Raw genomic sequence first — 16,559 nt, 5'->3', positions numbered from 1 at the left:
GTTTGCTTGCCTCAGCCCAGAGTGTTCGACGCCCAGCCGGGGGCGATGTGCGGGAATTCCGGCGGTGGTTCGCGCTCATGCAGCAGTCGAAGCACGCGCGGCGGCGTCAGTGGCAGCTGCCGCACCGGTTTGCCGATAGCGCGTGCCACAGCGCAGCCGATCGCGGCGCCCACGGCCAGGATCGGGACCTCGCCCGCGCCCTTGGTGCCTAGAGGCCCCATCGACGGTGCGCCCTCGTAGAGGTCGGCGGCGACCGGGATCACGTCCTGCGCCAGCGGCAGGCGATAAGTCTCGAAATCGTCCTGCGCGATGCGTCCGTCAGCGGTGATCGTCACCTCCTCATGCAGGGCGTAGCCGAGACCCTGCACGACACCACCCTGTATCTGGCCCATGACCGCGCGCGGGTTGAGTGCGCGGCCGACATCTTGAACGACGCGATAGGCCAGCACCTCGACATGGCCGGTGTCCGGATCAACCGCCACCTCGGCCTCGTGAACGACGAAGACGGGGATGTCGAGCGCATCGATGAAGTGCCCCATCGCGCAGCCGGACATTGCCGGAGTGTTCCTGGCGGTAAAGGCTCCGCTTCCGGTGACCGGGCCGGTGGTTGCCTGCGCATGGGCGACGACAGCGGGGATCGACATGCCGGAACCGGGACGTCCCGTGATCTCGACACGACCATCCCGCAGCACCAAGTCTTCCGGTCGGGTCTGGAGCATCTCACCGGCGGTCCGCAGCAGCTTCTCCCGCACTTCCGCGCAGGCAGCCACACTTGCCGCACCGATGGAGACGGTGGTGCGCCCACCGCCAACGCCGACATCGAGACCGGCGGCATCCGTATCGGCTTCGCGCACGATCACCTGGTCGGGAGCGAGGCCGAGTTGCCCGGCCACGATTTGCGGCAGGGATTGCACCATCGTGCCCGATCCGATCTCCACACCCGAGGTGACCAGCGTTGCGCTACCGTCAGCGTTCAAATTCACCGTCGCCGCCGAAGGCCCGACGAAAACGAACCATGTGCCGACCGTGGTCGCAATTCCATAGAGCCTGCCGTCGGCCTCGGCCTCTGATGTACCGGTGCTGGCGCGCAGTGTCTCCATGCGATCTAGCATCGGACCCAGCACGTCGGCCTCGAAAACCTGGCCCGTGGCACCGAGATCTCCATCTCCCAGGACATTTTTCTTCCGGAACTCCATCGGGTCGAAGCCTAGCGCATCACAGATTTCGTCGGTGTGTCGCTCCAAAGCGAATGTGTTGTAGACGCCGTTGCAAGCTCGGAAAGCACCATTGGGTGGTGTGTTGGTGTATACGGCGCGGCTGACGAGCCGCGTTGCGCCAACCCTGTAATTGCCGCCCAGCGTGTGCGCCGTCATCGTCGTCAGAAAAACCTGTTCGCCTCCATACGCGCCGCAGTCCATCAGCACGACCGCCTCGCGCCCGGCAATGTATCCTTCGGCAGTGACAGCGGACCGGATGCGGATTTCCGCATTCTCGCGGCAGAGGCAGGTTGCCATCTCTTCCTGCCGGGTATTTTCCAGGACCACTGTGCGCCCGGTCATCCGCGCCAGAAGTGCCGTGATAGGCTCGATGGATGCATCGAATTTCAGGCCGAACCCGCCGCCGACAGGGGGTACAGTGACCCGCACACGCCCGGGCGGAAGCTGCATGACCCTTCCGGTGACGTTGCGCACGGTCCAAGGCACCTGCGTCGAGGTCTGGATGTGAGCACGGCCGTCCTCCCAGGAGCCGATGGCAACGCGCGGTTCGAAGGGCACATGGTTCTGCCGGCCGACGGTGAAGCTGCTCTCGACAATGCGAATGTCGGGACGGGAGAAGGCCGCATCGACGTCGCCGCGACTGGATTTTGCCTCCCAGGCGATGTTGCCGGCACGTGCACCGCCCTCGGTGATCACCTCATAGCCGCGCCAGCCCTCGTGAACGAGACGGGCGGCGGGCTGGAGCGCTTCGGCCATGGTGGACACCGGTGCCAGCGGTTCGACCTCAAGCACGACGACTGCAAGCGCCGCCCGCGCCTGCTTCTCCGTTTCGGCGGCGATGACGGCGATTGGTTCGCCGTGATAGCGGATCGTGTCGATGGCCAGGAGCGGATGGTCGGCAATGCCGATGCCGTACAGCCCTGGCGCATCGGCGCCGGTCGCCACCGCGCGCACACCAGGACAGCGAAGTGCTGCCGAAACGTCGAGCTTGCGGATCCGCCCAGCGGCAACGGTCGACCGCAGCAGCACGGCATGCAACATGTCGGGGCGAACCCGGTCGTTGGTGTATTTCGTGCGCCCGCGCAGCTTGTCCTGCGCATCGCGGCGGGGAAGGTTCATCACCGTGGCGGACAGCTCAGACATGGATGCCTCCTACCACTTGGCCAGCCATCCGCGCTTGGTCGAGCCAGTCGGCCACGGCGTCGACGATCCGCTCATATCCCGTGCAGCGGCAGATGTTGCCGACCATCGCGGCCTTGATTTCGGGACGGCTCGCATGCGGATTGTCGCGCACGAACGCCGAAAGGCTCATGACCATTCCCGGGAAACACATGCCGCATTGCACGGCATCGGCCGCCTCGAAATTGGCCTGGAGCGGGTGCAGCGCCTGGTTTCCGGAACTCAATCCCTCGATGGTCGTCACCGCGCATCCCTGGACGAGGCCAATCGGCTTCAGGCAGGACGGCACCGCTTCATCGTCGACATGCACGGTGCACGCGCCGCAGAAGCCTTCGCGGCACACGGCTTTGGTCCCCGTCAGGAATCGTTCCTGCCGCAGGATGTCGACGAGTGGCGTCATCGGATCGCCATCAAAGCGGCAGTCCTCGCCATTCAGCTGGAATATCACGGTCATGCCAGGCGCCCGGTCTTGAGAAGTGCGGCAACACCGCGCTTGACCAGTGGCGCAAGAACCTGGCGCCGGTACCAACCCTCCGCTTCTTTGCCGTCGCGGCCCTGAAAATCATTGTGCTCCAGCGCAAGCCCGGCGGTGCGTTCCGGATCGAGCGCAGAGGCCGAGTCCGCCGCCATGGCCTGTTCGAGCGCCGCCCAGCGCCGCGCTACCGGCTCCACCGAGCCGACGGCGATGCGACATCGTTTGTCCTTGTCTACCGCAAGCGAGACGATGGCGACCGGATAGTCGCCGGCTTTCCGAAGCGGCAGGCGGATATGAGCACTGGCGACAAGGTCGCGGCGCAGATGAATTCTCGTCACAATCGCTTCGGCCAGCAGCGCGTGCCTGTCTTCGAGGAAATCCGAAATACCGATGAGTTTTGGGCCTTCGAACGTCTCCAGTTCCACCGTCGCCTCACAGACGAGAAGCGCAGGGGGGAGATCGGCGGCGGCAAAGTCCAGGGCACAAAGGTTGCCGCCCACGGTGGCGACCCTTCGGATGCCGGGATTGGCCGCATTCTCCGCCGCGGCAACCAGACCTTCGAAGCCCACCGCCCCGTGCAACGCGCGGCCAAGGACTGCATGGCTAACGGCTGCGCCGATCACGACATGGTCCGGTGCGATTTCGACCTTGGACAAGGCGGGTATTCGGTGGAGTGCGACCAACGCCTCGGGAAGATCGACCCCGCGCCGTGGATCACGCATCATCCAGGTGCCGCCGGCAAGCACCGCCGCGCCTTGCCGGCGTGCGGCCATTGCCTCTTCAATCGTGCTGGCTGCGGTGAACGATCGTTCCACGCTTGGTGCCATCTGTCATACCCCTCGGAAGCAGCCAACTTTCGCGGCGCTGCAGCATTGTTGCTCCAGCTTTAGGCTCCTGTGAAATAGTAATTCTTTGAATATCGTATCGAAAAAACAGATAACTCGGGCATCCCGCGAGCGCCCGCAAGATTGCGGCGCGCTCGTTAGTGCTCAGACCCAGTGGGCGACGGTCCGTTTCTCAAAACTTTCCCGGAACTGGGCGGTGGTTTTGGGGAGCAGTTCGCCAGTCTCCCAGTCGAGGATCACGGCATAGTGCCGAACCGCATCGAGCGTATCGATCTCGCCGGAGCGGTATTTGCGCGCGACCTCCTCGGGATCCATGCGTGCCCAGTCCTTCCGTTTCGCCCGGATGTCGGCACGGCAGGCTTCGGTTGCCGTCCCGTCGATTTCGTACTGGCACAGGTCGCGGTCGATTTCGCGGATCACCACGCCGTAATCAGTCCTGGCGCGCTCCAGGGAAACGTAGTCGTCGATCACGTCCTCCATCACCTTGCGGGGCTCGCGCTCCAATGGATCGCCGAAACCGCCGCCGCCGGCCGTCGGACGAGCGAACTGGTCGCCTGTGTGGACGGAGTAATCGGAGAATACGGAGCCGAGCCAAATCTCGGTCTCTTGTCCGGCGCGCTTCATGGTCAAGCCGTGGGGCATCGACGGCAGGCCTCCTTCGACACCCCAGACGACAGCGCGCTCGCGGTCGCAAATATAGGACATGACGGCATTTTCAGCCTCAAGCAGCAACGAAGTCTTCTGCACGCCGACGCCGCCCCGCCATTTGCCCGGCCCGGCTGAATCCTGCTTGATCTGGAACTCGAGTGTCCGAGTGGGATTCACCCGCTCGTTGCCTTCGTTCGGCTGCGACATCAGCCCGGTTCCGAAGCAGGCGGTGGTGACATCGGCACCATCCTTGCCGTTGCGCCCGCCCCAACCGCCGGGCAGCCATTCGTAGAACATGAAGATCGGCTTTTCGGGTTTGCGCGCGTCCCGTCCCCCGGCCAGCAGATATTCGAGGTTGAAGGCGCAGGCGATAGCGCGTTCGGGCATGATCTTCGACCACATCTCGAAGATCGCGTTCATGATCTTTTCGAACGGCATCAGGAACCCGGTCACCGCCACCGGCCATTCCGCGCTGACGATGCTGTTCTTTGGCGCGGTTACCTCGATCATCCGGTAAAACCCGCTGTTGAGTGGAAGGTCCGGAAAGAAGGTTTTCATGCCGGCGACCACGGCCGAGAAGGTCGCGCCCGGGGCGGAATTGTACATCGAGGCAATGGTCGAATGGCTTCCCGTAAAATCGTAGTGGATCGTGTCGCCCTTGATCGTCATCTTGATGCGGATCGGGATCATGCCTTCGCCGGCACCGAGATCCCGGTCGATGTAGTCGACCGTCTCCCAGGTGCCGTCGGGCAGCTCCGCGAGACGCTTTCGCACGGCACGTTCGACGTAGTCCTGAACCTCCTCCATCCCGCGCATGACCTGGCCGCGTCCGTACTTCTTGACCAGCCGCAACAGTTCGCGCTCGGCGGCCTGCGTCGCCTGCGCCTGGGAATGGATGTCGCCAATGATCGATGCGGGATCGCGCGTGTTGGCCGCGATCATGTTGGCGACGTCGGAGCAGAAGCGGCCGCGCTGGAAAAGGCGCAACGGCGTGATCCGCAGGCCTTCGCGAAACATGTCGCGGGCGGTGACGTCGAAGGAACCCGGCACCGAGCCGCCAAGATCCGACCAGTGGCCGTTCGACTGTGAGAAGCCGATCAGTTTGTCTTCGTCGAAGATCGGCCGGACGAGCCGAACATCGCTGAAATGCGTACCGCCGGCATAGGGATCGTTGATTGCGTAGACGTCACCGGGTGCCATGTCGCCTTCGAAGACCCGGATCACCTCCTTGCACGTGTTGTGCAGTGTGCCGACATGGACCGCGATGTCGTAGTTGCCCTGGGCGACGGAGTTGCCATCGGCGTCGTGCAGGGCATTCGAAAAGTCTCGGTTGTAGATGACGAAGGAATAGCAGGTGCGAAGCATCTGTTCGGCCATCTGGTCGACGGTGGTGATGAAGGAGTTCTTCAGCACCTCGAACGTTACCGGATCGAGGCCAGGGCTCGTTTCAATCAGCTTTGTCATGTCTCAGCCTTTCGTCACGATGAGAATGTTCAGGAAGCCGTCGACGGTCGCGCTCATTCCCGGCGGAACCACGGTGGTGGAATCGAACTGTTCGACGATGGCGGGTCCCGCAAAGGCAGCGCCGGCCCTGAGTTGGTCGCGTTCATAGACAGCCGCATCATGAGATACGCCGTCGAACCAGACGCCGCGGCGGCCGAGCGGCTCGGGCACATGAGGCAAGACTTCATGCCGCGGCATCTCGGCTTTCGGTACGATGCCGATCGCCTTGACCGCGATGCGGAAGATCGACACCGGCGCCTCTTCGCGGCGGTAGTTGAACTCGCGTTCGTGCTCGTTGTGGAATGCCTCTATCAGCGAGCAGATGCTCTCGATCCGCGCCGGGGCTGACACCGCGAGCGAGCGCCACTGGCCCTGGTACATCATCTCGACCGTACGCTGCAGCGCCATGTCTTCGCGCGCCACGCCCTCATGGGTCAGGCGCTCAACGGCCTGTTCTTCCATCAGAACAAAGGCCGTCTGCATCTCGGCGGGCGAGACCGTCGAAGCATCGGCCATGAAGCTTTCGGAGAAATCATGCTGCACGTCGACGAGAAGGCAACCGAGCGCGGAGGTGACGCCAGGATTAGGCGGCACGATCACGGTTGGAATCGAAAGCTCCTTCGCCACGGCCGCTCCGTGCAAAGCGCCCGCACCGCCGAATGCGACGAGCGCAAAGTCGCGTGGGTCATAGCCCCGGCTGATGGAGAGAAGCCGCACGGCATTGCCCATATTGGCATTGGCGACGGCGATGATCGCCTCGGCCGCCTGGTGGAGTTCCATGCTGAAGGGTGTCGCCACAGTCTCCTGCACCGCCTGGGCGGCCAGGGCGGGGTCGAGCGTGATCTTGCCGCCCGCAAGGCTGGTGCCGAGACGGCCGAGCACGACATTGGCATCGGTGTTGGTGGCGGTGCGGTTGCCATTCTTGTAGCAGGCCGGGCCCGGAAAGGCGCCGGCGGACTGCGGTCCGTTGCGCAAGCTGCCGCCCTCGTCCTGCCATGCCAACGACCCGCCGCCCGCGCCGATGGTCAGCACCTCGATGGAGGGGAAGCGGATCGGATATCCGAATTCGATGTACCAGTCTTTTGTGATGCGCGACTCCCCGTTCCATGCGAGCGAGACGTCGGTGCTGGTGCCGCCCATGTCGAAGCCGATCGAGTTCGGGAAGCCACAGAGATTTCCGATGAAGCGGCTTGCGATCGCGCCGGCGGCGATGCCGGATCCCGCGAGCCGGGCCGAGAAATCCCTGACGCTCGCGGGCGTCATGACCCCGCCACCGCTGTGCAGCAACAGGAGATCTCGTTTGTATCCGGCGGCGGCAAGCTTTTCTCCGAGACGCGACACGTAATCGACGACGACCGGGGCGCAGACGGCGTTGGCCATGGTGGTGGAAAAACGTTCGTGCTCGAAGATTTCCGGCATCACCTCCGAGGAGATCGAGACCGGCAGATCCGGCATGGCCTCCTTCAGAATCTCACGCATGCGGCGCTCATTGGCGCCGTTGACATAGGAGTTCATGAAGCAGACGGCGATGGACTTGACCTGCCGTTTGAGGAGAATTTCCGCGACGCGATGAGCGGCCTCTTCGTCCAGTGCTTCCAGGATCGTGCCCTCGGCACTGACCCGTTCCCGGACTGTCAGCCGGTCGCGGCGCGGGATATACGGCTTGGCGACATCCTTGTAGGTGTCCCAGAGGTCTTCCTTGTTGGCGCGGCGGATCTCGACAACATCACGGAAACCCTCGGTGCAGACCATTGCGGTGCGTGGCAGGCGGCGGGTGATCAGCGCATTGGTGGCGACCGTCGTACCATGAGAGAACAGCGTCACCTCCGAAAGATCGATGCGGCCCTGCTCCACGCCATTCATGATCGCCTGCATGGGATCGTCAGGCGTGGAGGCGGTCTTCTCGATGCGGATCGCGCCGCTGTCTTCGTCCATGATGCAGATGTCGGTGAAAGTCCCTCCGACATCGACGGCAACTCTTATTCTGCTCATGACAGTTCCTTCGCGGGATATTTGCGGGCAAGGCCCGGCTTTCGCCGCCCTTGCCGGGGCGGCGTCGCAATAGATTATGGAATTGGCCCGGATTTCGCCGGGTCTAGTGCCGCTCTCTTGAGGTCGAAGCGCGGCCTGCCCGGTTCGCTGCTTCGCGACGGGTATCGGTCGGTGCGCAACCGAACCGCGTCCGGTAATGCTTGCAGAATTGAGACTGGTCGGCAAAGCCCCAGCGGTAAGCAATCTCGGCAACGCTGCTGATGTTGGTCACCGACATCAGTTCCTCGGCGCAAAGTTCAAGCCGGGCGTCGCGGATGAAGCCGTTGATCGACTGGTTGCTGTCCTGAAAAAGAACCTGCAGGTAACGCAGGGAAATCCCGCAGGCATCGGCCACCGCCTGCGGGCCGAGGCCGGAATTCTTCAGATTGTCGCGAATATACTGCTCGGCACGATGCAAATGGCCGGCCCGGATCGACGAGATGCTGCTGTCCAGCACGCGATCGTCGCTCACGATCGACAGGCACAGCATTTCCAGGATGTGCCTGCCCATCATCTCACGAGCGACTTCAGTGATCTCATCGACATGGCCGATCGTGGTTCGCACCGTGTCGAGGAAGAGCGCGGCGACGCCCTGGGTCGCGTCGAAACTGAGCGCACTGAGCCGTTCGGCAGACCCGATCCGCGCCCGAACGCTCGACGATGGCACCTTCAGGACCCACAGCGCGTTTGGCTTGCCGTGCCAGAATTCGTAAGGCGCGTCTCCCCTCTCAACGAGGAAGCCCCCCGGACCGCAATTGACGGTCCTCGACCCTTGCGAGAAATTCACCTCCGACATCTCCGGGATGGTGATGAGCAGGCTGGCGTCACGTTCGTTGAGGAAGTGGCGGCGATGGCGGCGATAGCTTACGGCATCGCAGCGCATTTTAGACACGCTGACGAGCCCAAGCGAGAAGGTTTCCAGCGTGCCCGAAAATTCACGACGGTTCCGATACTCGGTGTCGAGCGGAAAATAGGCTTCGGTAACAGCGGCTTGCCAGGCATCACCGCCTGTGGGACCGCCGATCGTATCGACGACGTATTTCATTCCCCGACCTTTCTGGTTGGCCCCGGTTAGCCCGGTGTTTTTCTGAAGATTACAGGAATCCGCCGGCGCGTATTGGTCAAAAACGAATAAACTTATGTGGCCGTTGGCCCAAGAGCCGGAGCTCGCGACGGTTTCAGTTATCGTCACGGTCCTGGTGTGCAGTTGATCAAACCAGCCTTGGGCGCGCAAACCGCAAGCCAAATTGGAACCATACATCGGCCTCGACCGGCTCGTGCACCTTAGGCGCGGTCGTCGCCGTGTTTGGTTTCGCGCGATGAGGATGGCGGGACACAGCGCGCATCCGAAACTTCTTCGCCAGGCAACTTTGCACGAGCCCGCGGCCGAGAAACCCTGTTCCGCCAAAAATGGCGCCGATCCGCTCGGCTCCTCGGTCGTTTTGGCATAAGCCCAAACCCTTCCACGCGCGAAGCAATGCGGCGGCCTAGTCGGCCGCCGGGATCACCCGCCAAATCTTGTTGCCCACATCATCCGCGATCAGCAATGCGCCAGTTCGGTCGATGGCGACGCCGACCGGACGGCCGAATGCCTTGTCATCGTTGCTCAGAAATCCGGTAAGCACGTCCTGCGGCGGCCCCGACGGCTTGCCGTCGGCAAACGGCACGAAGATCACCTTGTAGCCGCTTCGCGGCATGCGATTCCATGAACCATGCTGGCCGACAAAGGCGCCATTCTTCATGTGCGGGCCGAACAGGTCGGCGGTGTTGAAGGTGAGCCCAAGCGACCCGGTGTGCGCCCCGAGTGCGTAGTCGGGCACGATCGCCTTGCCAACGAGGTCCGGACGCGGTGGCTCCGCCCTGACATCGATGTGTTGGCCGAAATAGCTGTAGGGCCAGCCGTAGAAGGCGCCATCCCTGACCGATGTCATGTAGTCGGGAACGAGGTCGCTGCCGATCTCGTCCCGCTCGTTGACGACCGCCCAGAGTTCCCCGCTTTCAGGGTTCCAGGACAGGCCGTTCGGGTTGCGCAGACCCGACGCAAAGAGCCGCGTCTGCCGCGTCGCGAGGTCGATTTCGTGCACGGCGGCGCGGCCTTCTTCCTCCTCCATGCCGTTTTCGCCGACATTGGAGTTGGAGCCCACGGTGGCATAGAGCTTCGTTCCGTCCGGACTGGCAATGACGTCCTTGGTCCAATGGTGATTGCGGCCGGCTGGAAGGTCGACGATCTTCTCGGACGGAGCAGTGATCTCGGTGGCGCCATCGCGATAGGGGAAAGCGACGACCGCGTCGGCATTGGCGACATAGAGCTTGCCGTCGAGCAGCGTCATGCCGAAGGGCGAGAAGAGGCTGCTGAGGAGGACTGTCCTGGTCTCAACCACGCCATCGCCGTTCTCGTCGCGTAACAACGAGATACGGTTGGCGCTCCGCACCTCGGCGCCAGCCCGGCTCTGGAACAGTTTCATGAACCAGCCACGTATGGAAAAACCTTCGTCAGGTTTTGGCGGCGCATTGCTTTCGGCGACCAGCACGTCGCCATTGGGCAGCACGTGCAGCCAGCGCGGATGGTCGAGGCCGCCAGCGAATTCGTTGACGGCGAAGCCTTTGGCGGCGACCGGCATCTTGCCTTGGGGCCAAGGGGTCGCCTCGGCAACGTGGACCGTGGGTATCCAGGTCGGATTGGGTTCGGCAAGCGTCGGGTTTGGACCGTAGGTCTGCTCGATCGGAACGGTGGCCTGTTCGCGCGAGAAGAAGAACAAGCCCGCCCCCGCGATTATGACGAAGGCGACAATGACGAGTAAGACGCCCAGAATTTTTCGCATTGGATATTCCCGAGGATTGGGACAGTGACGTAACGCCATCAGGGCGTTCCGGTTGCGGCGGCACGCGACATTTGCGCGAAATAGGCGGCCAATGCGGAAATATCTTCGTCCGAGAGGTTTTTAGCAGCGTTGCGCATCAGATGGGCGAAGCGCGTGCCGCCGCGCTTTTCCTCGCGGAAAAGCTCGAGCTGGGTCGCAATGTATTTGGCGGGCTGTCCGGACAGTTCCGGATAGATGGGGTTGCGGTCCGGACGACCGTGGCAACCCAGGCATGCCGGAACGTCGCGCTCCGGGATGCCGCGTCGCGCGATCTCATCGGCACGCGCGATCCGGGCACGGTCCGGTTGCGTCGACGTTGCAGGCGCAGGCAGCTCGGAAAAATGCCGCGCGAGATCGGCGAGGAGTGCAGGGTCGACAGCGGTGACAGAAATTCCCATGACACCGCTCTGGCGGTGGCCGGTAGCGTAGGCTCTCAAACTCTCAAGAAGATAGGTTTCGCGCTGAGAGGCCAAGACGGGCGTTGCGGGGCTCCGGCCGAGCCCGTCCGTGCCGTGGCAGCGGGTACAGTCGGCGAGTGCGCGTTCGAGGCCTTGTGTTTGGCCAGTCGACGGTTCGCTACTGCCATAAGCAAGGTCGCGCCACCGCGCCTCGTCCATCATCGGCAGTTCGCGCAGGAAGGCGACCATCGCCCAGACTTCATCGTCGCGCTGCTGCGTCGGCCAGGCCGGCATGCCGGTGAAGCGCACGCCGTGCTGGACGATGCGGAAGAGTTCGGCGTCCGTCCATTCGCCGACCTTGCCGGCAAGGTCCGGCGGCTGCGGCAGCATCGCAAGGACGGCGGGCGACCGCGGTTCGCCGGGCGCACCGTGGCAGATGGCGCAGCCGCGCGCGAAATGGCCGGCAGCCGGCTGAATAGCGTAGCGCGGCAGCTCGTCCGGCACCTTGACCGTGAGTGCGTATGTCCGCACGGCCGAGCGCATCGCGAAGTGCAGGAACCATTCGGTCACCTTCCAGTGGCCGGTCGAGGCACCAACGTTGAAGAAGCCGATCCAGGTCGCGAAAAGCACCGCGGCCGGCAAGATCGCCAAGCCTATCGCCAAGTGTTTCCAGTTGACGTGCATCAGCCGGCCAGCCTCTCGGTTTTGCCGCTCAGGAGCCTGGCAAGCAGGAAGACGCCTCCGGCGAGGTAAACGGCAGCGCCGATCATCAACATGATGATGCCGCCGAGCGCCTGGTCCTGCCCCGCCCCGAGCACGAGGCCGAAGCACGTCACTTCGCCGAGGCCATAGAGCGGTCGCGAGGCGAGCGAGAGCAGCGCGCCAAGCAACGTCATGTGGATGGAGGTCAGGAGCAACGCGAAGGCGCCGGCAGCGTCCCTAGCCGGCGCATCGGCATTGCGCGGCGCCATGCACGTCAGCCACAGGAACAGCCCGGCGCCAAGGAAGGACACCTGCTCGATCATGGTGGCGATGGTCGATGTCTCGGCCCACTGGCGCGCAGCCGGCGCATGCCAGCCCCAGACGACAATCAGTTCGACGAGAGAGGCGATAAGGGGAGCGGCGGTGGCCACGGAGCGTATCGTCCTGGCAATACCGATTGCTATCAGCGGCGCCGCGATCGCGACGACGCCCATGTGGGCAAGCATGTGAGCCGCGAACGAGCCACGCCACGCATCGAGCAGCGGTCCCGCCCAGACCAGCGCGAGGGTGACGAAGCCCAGCAACAGGCTTGCCGTCCTCATGAGGAGCATCCGTCGATGAAGAGCAGCGGCAGCGCCACGTAAAGCACGGCGACGAAGCTCAGGCCGCAAAGCAGTAGCGTGGCAAACCCCTGGAAGAGGTTGCGGTCCGTCGCTGTGGGATCGTCGTGCGGCGGGTCGTTCGTGCCGAAGCCCCACTGCCTCCAGGCGAGCCACCCGGACAAGACGATCATCGCGAGTGCCCCCAGCGTCATAGCCACTATGCCAGCCTGGACGACAGCGAAACCGAGGTCACCGCGCTTGGCACACCAGATTGCGGCCAGTGCATAACAGGCGAGGAAATGTCCGGCCCAGATCACGGGCGCGGTGAAGAGCGTCCAGAGCGTTTCGACCTCTTTGGGAATGATGCGCATCACCGTCTCACATCGCTTCCGGGAAAAGACCGATGACGGCGAAGGTGATGACAGCGGTGATCGCCATAAAATGCCAGTAGAGCGCGACGTTGTGCAGTTCCATGTCGTGCTCCCGCGTCAGGCGACCGGCGAGGCTGCGCGCAAGGCAATAGAGCTGCATGACGGATCCGACCGCGGCATGAGCAAGCGCCCAGATGACGAGAATCCAGACGATCGCCGGATAGACATGCGCGGTCGGCTGCATGTCATGCTGCCAGGGTCCGGCAAAACCGGCTGCAGAGGCAGCAAGCGTCAGCAGAAACGCGGCAACAAGCGCAAGGCGTGCGCCGTCGATCCACCCGCTTGCGTTCAGTCGGCGCGCGCCAAGCATCGCGGCCCATGCGGCGACGAAGAGAGACAGCGCGATCATCGGCCACCGCATACCGGGACCCGGCTGCCCCAGAGTGAAGTCGGGATGGATGGTCCAGTAGAAAAAATAGCCGAAGATGAGGCTGGCGAAGGCAGTTCCGTCGCCAACCATTGTAATGAACATCGCCCACCAGCCAACAGAATCCGGACCGGAGGCATAGAGCGGCAAGCGCAATCCAAGGCCGACATCCTTGGTCTTCTTTTCCGGGGTTTCGCCGGTGCCGGTCCAGAGCCACCACAGAACGGCAGAGAGCGTGCCGATGCCCGACAATAGGGCGAGGATCCAGAGTTCGAAGGTGAGCGCGACGAAGACGCCGCCGAGCAATGCGGCCGAGATTATTGTGATCGTGGTTGATGTCGCCACGCGCTGGCACTGTAGCGGATGGGCGTCGAGCACCGAGGTGATGAGCGTCTCGCGGCGATTCTCCTTGGCACTGCGAAGATAATAGGCGCCCTCATTGACCTTTTGCATCAGATCCGCCTGGTCCCAAAGCGGATACCGGCTCTCGATGATCGGAATGGATCGAACGCCCCAGTTCTCCTCGGGCTCGTTCAGCCATTCGAGCGTGCCCGCCTTCCACGGATTCTGCTCGCTGCGGGGTTCGCGATGCTTCGGCCGTACAACATCGAAGACAACCACCAGCACCCCTGCCGCGAAAACATAGGCGCCGATCGTGGAGATGAGATTCAGCCAGTCCCAACCGATCCCCTCGGGGTAGGTGAAGACGCGGCGCGGCATCCCGCGCAGGCCGCTGAGATGCATCGGAAAGAACGCGACGTTGAAGCCGGCAAACATCAGCCAGAAGGCGGTGCGCCCGAGACGGGGCGAGAGCATCCGCGCATTGATCAGCGGGTAATAATAGTAAACGCCGGCGACCAGCGGGAACAGCATTCCACCGATCAGCACGTAATGCAGATGTGCGACGATAAAATAGGTATCGTGCGCCTGCCAGTCGAACGGCACGAGCGCGACCATCACGCCGGTCAGCCCGCCGATGACGAAGATAGCGAGCCCGCCGGCGCCGAACAGCATCGGCACCGAGAAGATGACACGTCCGGCCAGCATGGTGGCGATGAAGACGAAGATCTGCACGCCGGTTGGAATCGCGACCGCTTCCGAGGCGGCCGAGAAGAATGCCAGCGAGATCTGCGGCAGGCCGGTCGCGAACATGTGATGGACCCAGAGGCCGAACGATAGGAAGCCGGTGCCGACAGCGGCAAGCACGATCCAGGAATAGCCGACGATCGGACGTTGCGAAAAGGTTGGCACGATCATCGCCATCAGCGCGATGGCGGGCAAGAAGATGATGTAGACCTCGGGGTGCCCGAAGATCCAGAACAGGTGTTGCCACAGCAGTGGGTCGCCGCCCCGCGTCGGGTCGAAGAACGGCCAGTCGAACATGCGCTGCATCTCAAACAGGATGTCACCGGCGATCAGCGGCGGAAAAGCGAATAGTATCATGCCCGCGACGATCAGCAGGTACCAGGCGAACAGTGGCATTAGGTTGATGCGCATGCCCGGCGCACGGCACTTCATGATGCCGACGATCAGTTCGACCGCCGCAGCAATGGAGGCGACTTCGATAAAGGAGAGGCCCAGCAGCCAGATGTCGGCACCAATGCCGGAATATGCCTTGTCAGTGGCAAGAGGCGGATACATGAACCAGCCTGAAGAGGGAGCGGCGTCGAAGAAGATCGAACCGCAAACGAAGACACCGCCGATCAGAAAGCTCCAGAAGCCGAAGGCGCCGAGACGGGGAAATGGCAGTTCACGCGCACCGAGCATTGGCGGCAGCAGAAAGATGGCGACGGCCTCGAAGATAGGCACGGCAAACAGGAACATCATCACGGTGCCATGCAGCGTAAAGGCCTGGTTATAGAAGTCGGCAGAGAGGAAATTGTTTCCCGGAACCGCGAGTTGCGTGCGCACAAGAAGCGCCAGAACGCCGCCAAACAGCATGAAGGCAAAGGCCGCACCCCCGTACCAGAGGCCAACCTGCGTATTGTTGACCGAAGTCCAGTAACGCCAGCCGATCGGCGTCTTCCAGACGAGGCGCAGCTGTTCTTCCTCGATCTTCTCTGCGGAGGGCAAGGCGTTTCGCTTGATGCGGGCTTTGAGGGTTGTCATTCGAGCCCCTTCAGCCAGGCGGCGATTTCGGCGATGTCCTGTTGGGGCAGCATGTTGAAGTCGGGCATCTTCGAACCCGGCTTGATCAAATGCGGATGGGCGATGAAGCTACGAACGGCCTCATCGTCGGTGGGCAATACGCCGGCACCAATCGTTCCCCGCGAACCCATATGCGAGAGATCCGGGCCGACACCACCCTCAGCTTGTGTGCCCGCAACGCGGTGGCACGCGCCGCAGCCGTTGCGAAGGAATATGTCGCGTCCGGGCAAGGATGCGCCGGGCGAAGGGTTCGCCCGCACAGCCAGCCATTCCCGGAAGGCAGCGGGCTGCATGGCGACGGCCGTGAAGGTCATCAGCGCGTGCGAGGTCCCGCAATATTCCGCGCAAGGGCCGCGGTAGGTGCCAGGTTTGGTCGCCAGCAACGAGAGCCGATTCACGCGACCCGGGATCATGTCCATCTTGCCACCGAGCGCGGGAATCCAGAAGGAATGGATGACGTCGGTGCTTTTCAGCAAGAACTCGACGCGCTCGCCAACCGGCAGCCTGATCTCGTTGGCGGAAAGAATAGGAACTCCGCCGTCAGCCGGGTGGTAGGCGACCCGCCACCAGAATTGCTCACCGGTCACTTCGATCCTGAGACCATTGGCTTCGCCGGCTCGTGCGAAAGGTCTCAGTCCAGGCATCAACCAAAGCGCATAGCCTAGCAAGAGAAAGAGGAGTAGCGAAGGAATGGCTGCCCCGCCCCAGAAAATCAGCCGGCTTGCAACACGCTCGTCTATGGGAGTGCGCTCATGACGTGTCGCGTGGGCCAGAAGACCGATGACCGTCAGCCAGATAAAACCGCCAGCAATGGCCATGAGCCAGAAAAGGTCAGCGATCTGGCGCGCTTCCTCTCCGGCCGGATCAAGCGCCGACTGGGCTCCCGAGCAGCTGGAACAGGTTCCCAAGCATAACCACAGCGCGAGCCAGCGCACCGCAGCGAGTTTCGTAATCCGGGCGCTTGTGCTTGGAACTGTTGACGAATCTATCCCTCCGATCGATGCCCTTGCTCACAAACGCGCCCGCAACCGAGTGGTTGCGCCGAAATTTCAGTTTAGCGGCAATGGCCAGTGCTCATGCAATCTGTGCGCCGGTTTCGTCATTTGTCGCGCCGGTAGGCTCGATTCCGGCGATCCTTTGTACGTCTCAGCA

Annotated in this window: 12 protein-coding genes; all 12 read right to left on the bottom strand. The window is 62.9% G+C overall.

Annotation, left to right across the window (positions count from 1 at the left end):
* Nucleotides 1–11: 11 nt before the first annotated feature.
* The 12 genes from NP503_RS12515 to coxB all read right to left on the bottom strand — a co-directional run bounded on the left by NP503_RS12515 (nucleotide 12) and on the right by coxB (nucleotide 16,342).
* Nucleotides 12–2,360, bottom strand: coding sequence for a xanthine dehydrogenase family protein molybdopterin-binding subunit (locus tag NP503_RS12515; protein WP_236383160.1), 2,349 nt, complete (start codon nucleotides 2,358–2,360; stop codon nucleotides 12–14).
* A complete protein-coding gene (locus NP503_RS12510; protein ID WP_127811213.1) occupies nucleotides 2,353–2,850 on the bottom strand; it encodes a (2Fe-2S)-binding protein in 498 nt (165 codons plus the stop codon). The genes NP503_RS12515 and NP503_RS12510 overlap by 8 nt, the downstream gene beginning before the upstream one ends.
* Nucleotides 2,847–3,698 carry a xanthine dehydrogenase family protein subunit M gene (locus tag NP503_RS12505; RefSeq protein ID WP_236383162.1) on the bottom strand — a complete coding sequence of 284 codons (852 nt, stop codon included), beginning with the start codon at nucleotides 3,696–3,698 and terminating at the stop codon, nucleotides 2,847–2,849. Before NP503_RS12505 ends, NP503_RS12510 begins: the two co-directional genes overlap by 4 nt.
* 162 nt (nucleotides 3,699–3,860) lie before the next feature.
* Entirely contained in the window at nucleotides 3,861–5,828 is a 1,968-nt protein-coding gene (locus NP503_RS12500; protein ID WP_236383163.1) for a hydantoinase B/oxoprolinase family protein, read from the bottom strand.
* Between the two features lie 3 nt (nucleotides 5,829–5,831).
* On the bottom strand, nucleotides 5,832–7,859 hold the full coding sequence (locus NP503_RS12495) for a hydantoinase/oxoprolinase family protein (RefSeq protein WP_236383164.1): 2,028 nt from the start codon (nucleotides 7,857–7,859) through the stop codon (nucleotides 5,832–5,834).
* A 103-nt stretch (nucleotides 7,860–7,962) separates the two neighbouring features.
* Nucleotides 7,963–9,159 carry a helix-turn-helix domain-containing protein gene (locus NP503_RS12490; RefSeq protein ID WP_236383165.1) on the bottom strand — a complete coding sequence of 399 codons (1,197 nt, stop codon included), beginning with the start codon at nucleotides 9,157–9,159 and terminating at the stop codon, nucleotides 7,963–7,965.
* Between the two features lie 226 nt (nucleotides 9,160–9,385).
* A complete protein-coding gene (locus NP503_RS12485) occupies nucleotides 9,386–10,720 on the bottom strand; it encodes a sorbosone dehydrogenase family protein (RefSeq protein WP_236383166.1) in 1,335 nt (444 codons plus the stop codon).
* 38 nt (nucleotides 10,721–10,758) lie between these two features.
* A complete protein-coding gene (locus tag NP503_RS12480; protein WP_236383167.1) occupies nucleotides 10,759–11,799 on the bottom strand; it encodes a c-type cytochrome in 1,041 nt (346 codons plus the stop codon).
* A gap of 41 nt (nucleotides 11,800–11,840) precedes the next feature.
* Nucleotides 11,841–12,461 (bottom strand): cytochrome c oxidase assembly protein, encoded by a 621-nt coding sequence (locus NP503_RS12475; RefSeq protein WP_236383168.1) that lies wholly within the window; start codon nucleotides 12,459–12,461, stop codon nucleotides 11,841–11,843.
* The gene (locus NP503_RS12470) at nucleotides 12,458–12,832 is read right to left on the bottom strand and encodes a hypothetical protein (protein ID WP_236383169.1); all 375 of its coding nucleotides are present in this window, start codon (nucleotides 12,830–12,832) and stop codon (nucleotides 12,458–12,460) included. The genes NP503_RS12475 and NP503_RS12470 overlap by 4 nt, the downstream gene beginning before the upstream one ends.
* 7 nt (nucleotides 12,833–12,839) lie before the next feature.
* Nucleotides 12,840–15,368, bottom strand: a complete 2,529-nt coding sequence (gene ctaD, locus NP503_RS12465; protein ID WP_127317781.1) for a cytochrome c oxidase subunit I — start codon at nucleotides 15,366–15,368, stop codon at nucleotides 12,840–12,842.
* Nucleotides 15,365–16,342, bottom strand: a complete 978-nt coding sequence (coxB, locus tag NP503_RS12460) for a cytochrome c oxidase subunit II (protein ID WP_236383171.1) — start codon at nucleotides 16,340–16,342, stop codon at nucleotides 15,365–15,367. Before coxB ends, ctaD begins: the two co-directional genes overlap by 4 nt.
* Nucleotides 16,343–16,559 lie beyond the last annotated feature (217 nt).

It is taken from the genome of Mesorhizobium sp. SEMIA396 (assembly GCF_024518615.1).
In the GTDB taxonomy this organism is placed as follows: domain Bacteria; phylum Pseudomonadota; class Alphaproteobacteria; order Rhizobiales; family Rhizobiaceae; genus Mesorhizobium.
The sequence above is the reverse complement of the archived record's forward strand: the minus strand, read 5'-3'. Positions and strand labels throughout refer to the sequence as shown.

Coding starts and splice junctions, on each gene's coding strand:
- NP503_RS12505 (WP_236383162.1), bottom strand. CDS start 3,698: ATGGCACCAAGCGTGGAACGATCGTTCACCGCAGCCAGCACGATTGAA.
- ctaD (WP_127317781.1), bottom strand. CDS start 15,368: ATGACAACCCTCAAAGCCCGCATCAAGCGAAACGCCTTGCCCTCCGCA.
- NP503_RS12515 (WP_236383160.1), bottom strand. CDS start 2,360: ATGTCTGAGCTGTCCGCCACGGTGATGAACCTTCCCCGCCGCGATGCG.
- NP503_RS12470 (WP_236383169.1), bottom strand. CDS start 12,832: ATGCGCATCATTCCCAAAGAGGTCGAAACGCTCTGGACGCTCTTCACC.
- NP503_RS12510 (WP_127811213.1), bottom strand. CDS start 2,850: ATGACCGTGATATTCCAGCTGAATGGCGAGGACTGCCGCTTTGATGGC.
- NP503_RS12475 (WP_236383168.1), bottom strand. CDS start 12,461: ATGAGGACGGCAAGCCTGTTGCTGGGCTTCGTCACCCTCGCGCTGGTC.
- NP503_RS12485 (WP_236383166.1), bottom strand. CDS start 10,720: ATGCGAAAAATTCTGGGCGTCTTACTCGTCATTGTCGCCTTCGTCATA.
- NP503_RS12490 (WP_236383165.1), bottom strand. CDS start 9,159: ATGTATGGTTCCAATTTGGCTTGCGGTTTGCGCGCCCAAGGCTGGTTT.
- NP503_RS12495 (WP_236383164.1), bottom strand. CDS start 7,859: ATGAGCAGAATAAGAGTTGCCGTCGATGTCGGAGGGACTTTCACCGAC.
- NP503_RS12500 (WP_236383163.1), bottom strand. CDS start 5,828: ATGACAAAGCTGATTGAAACGAGCCCTGGCCTCGATCCGGTAACGTTC.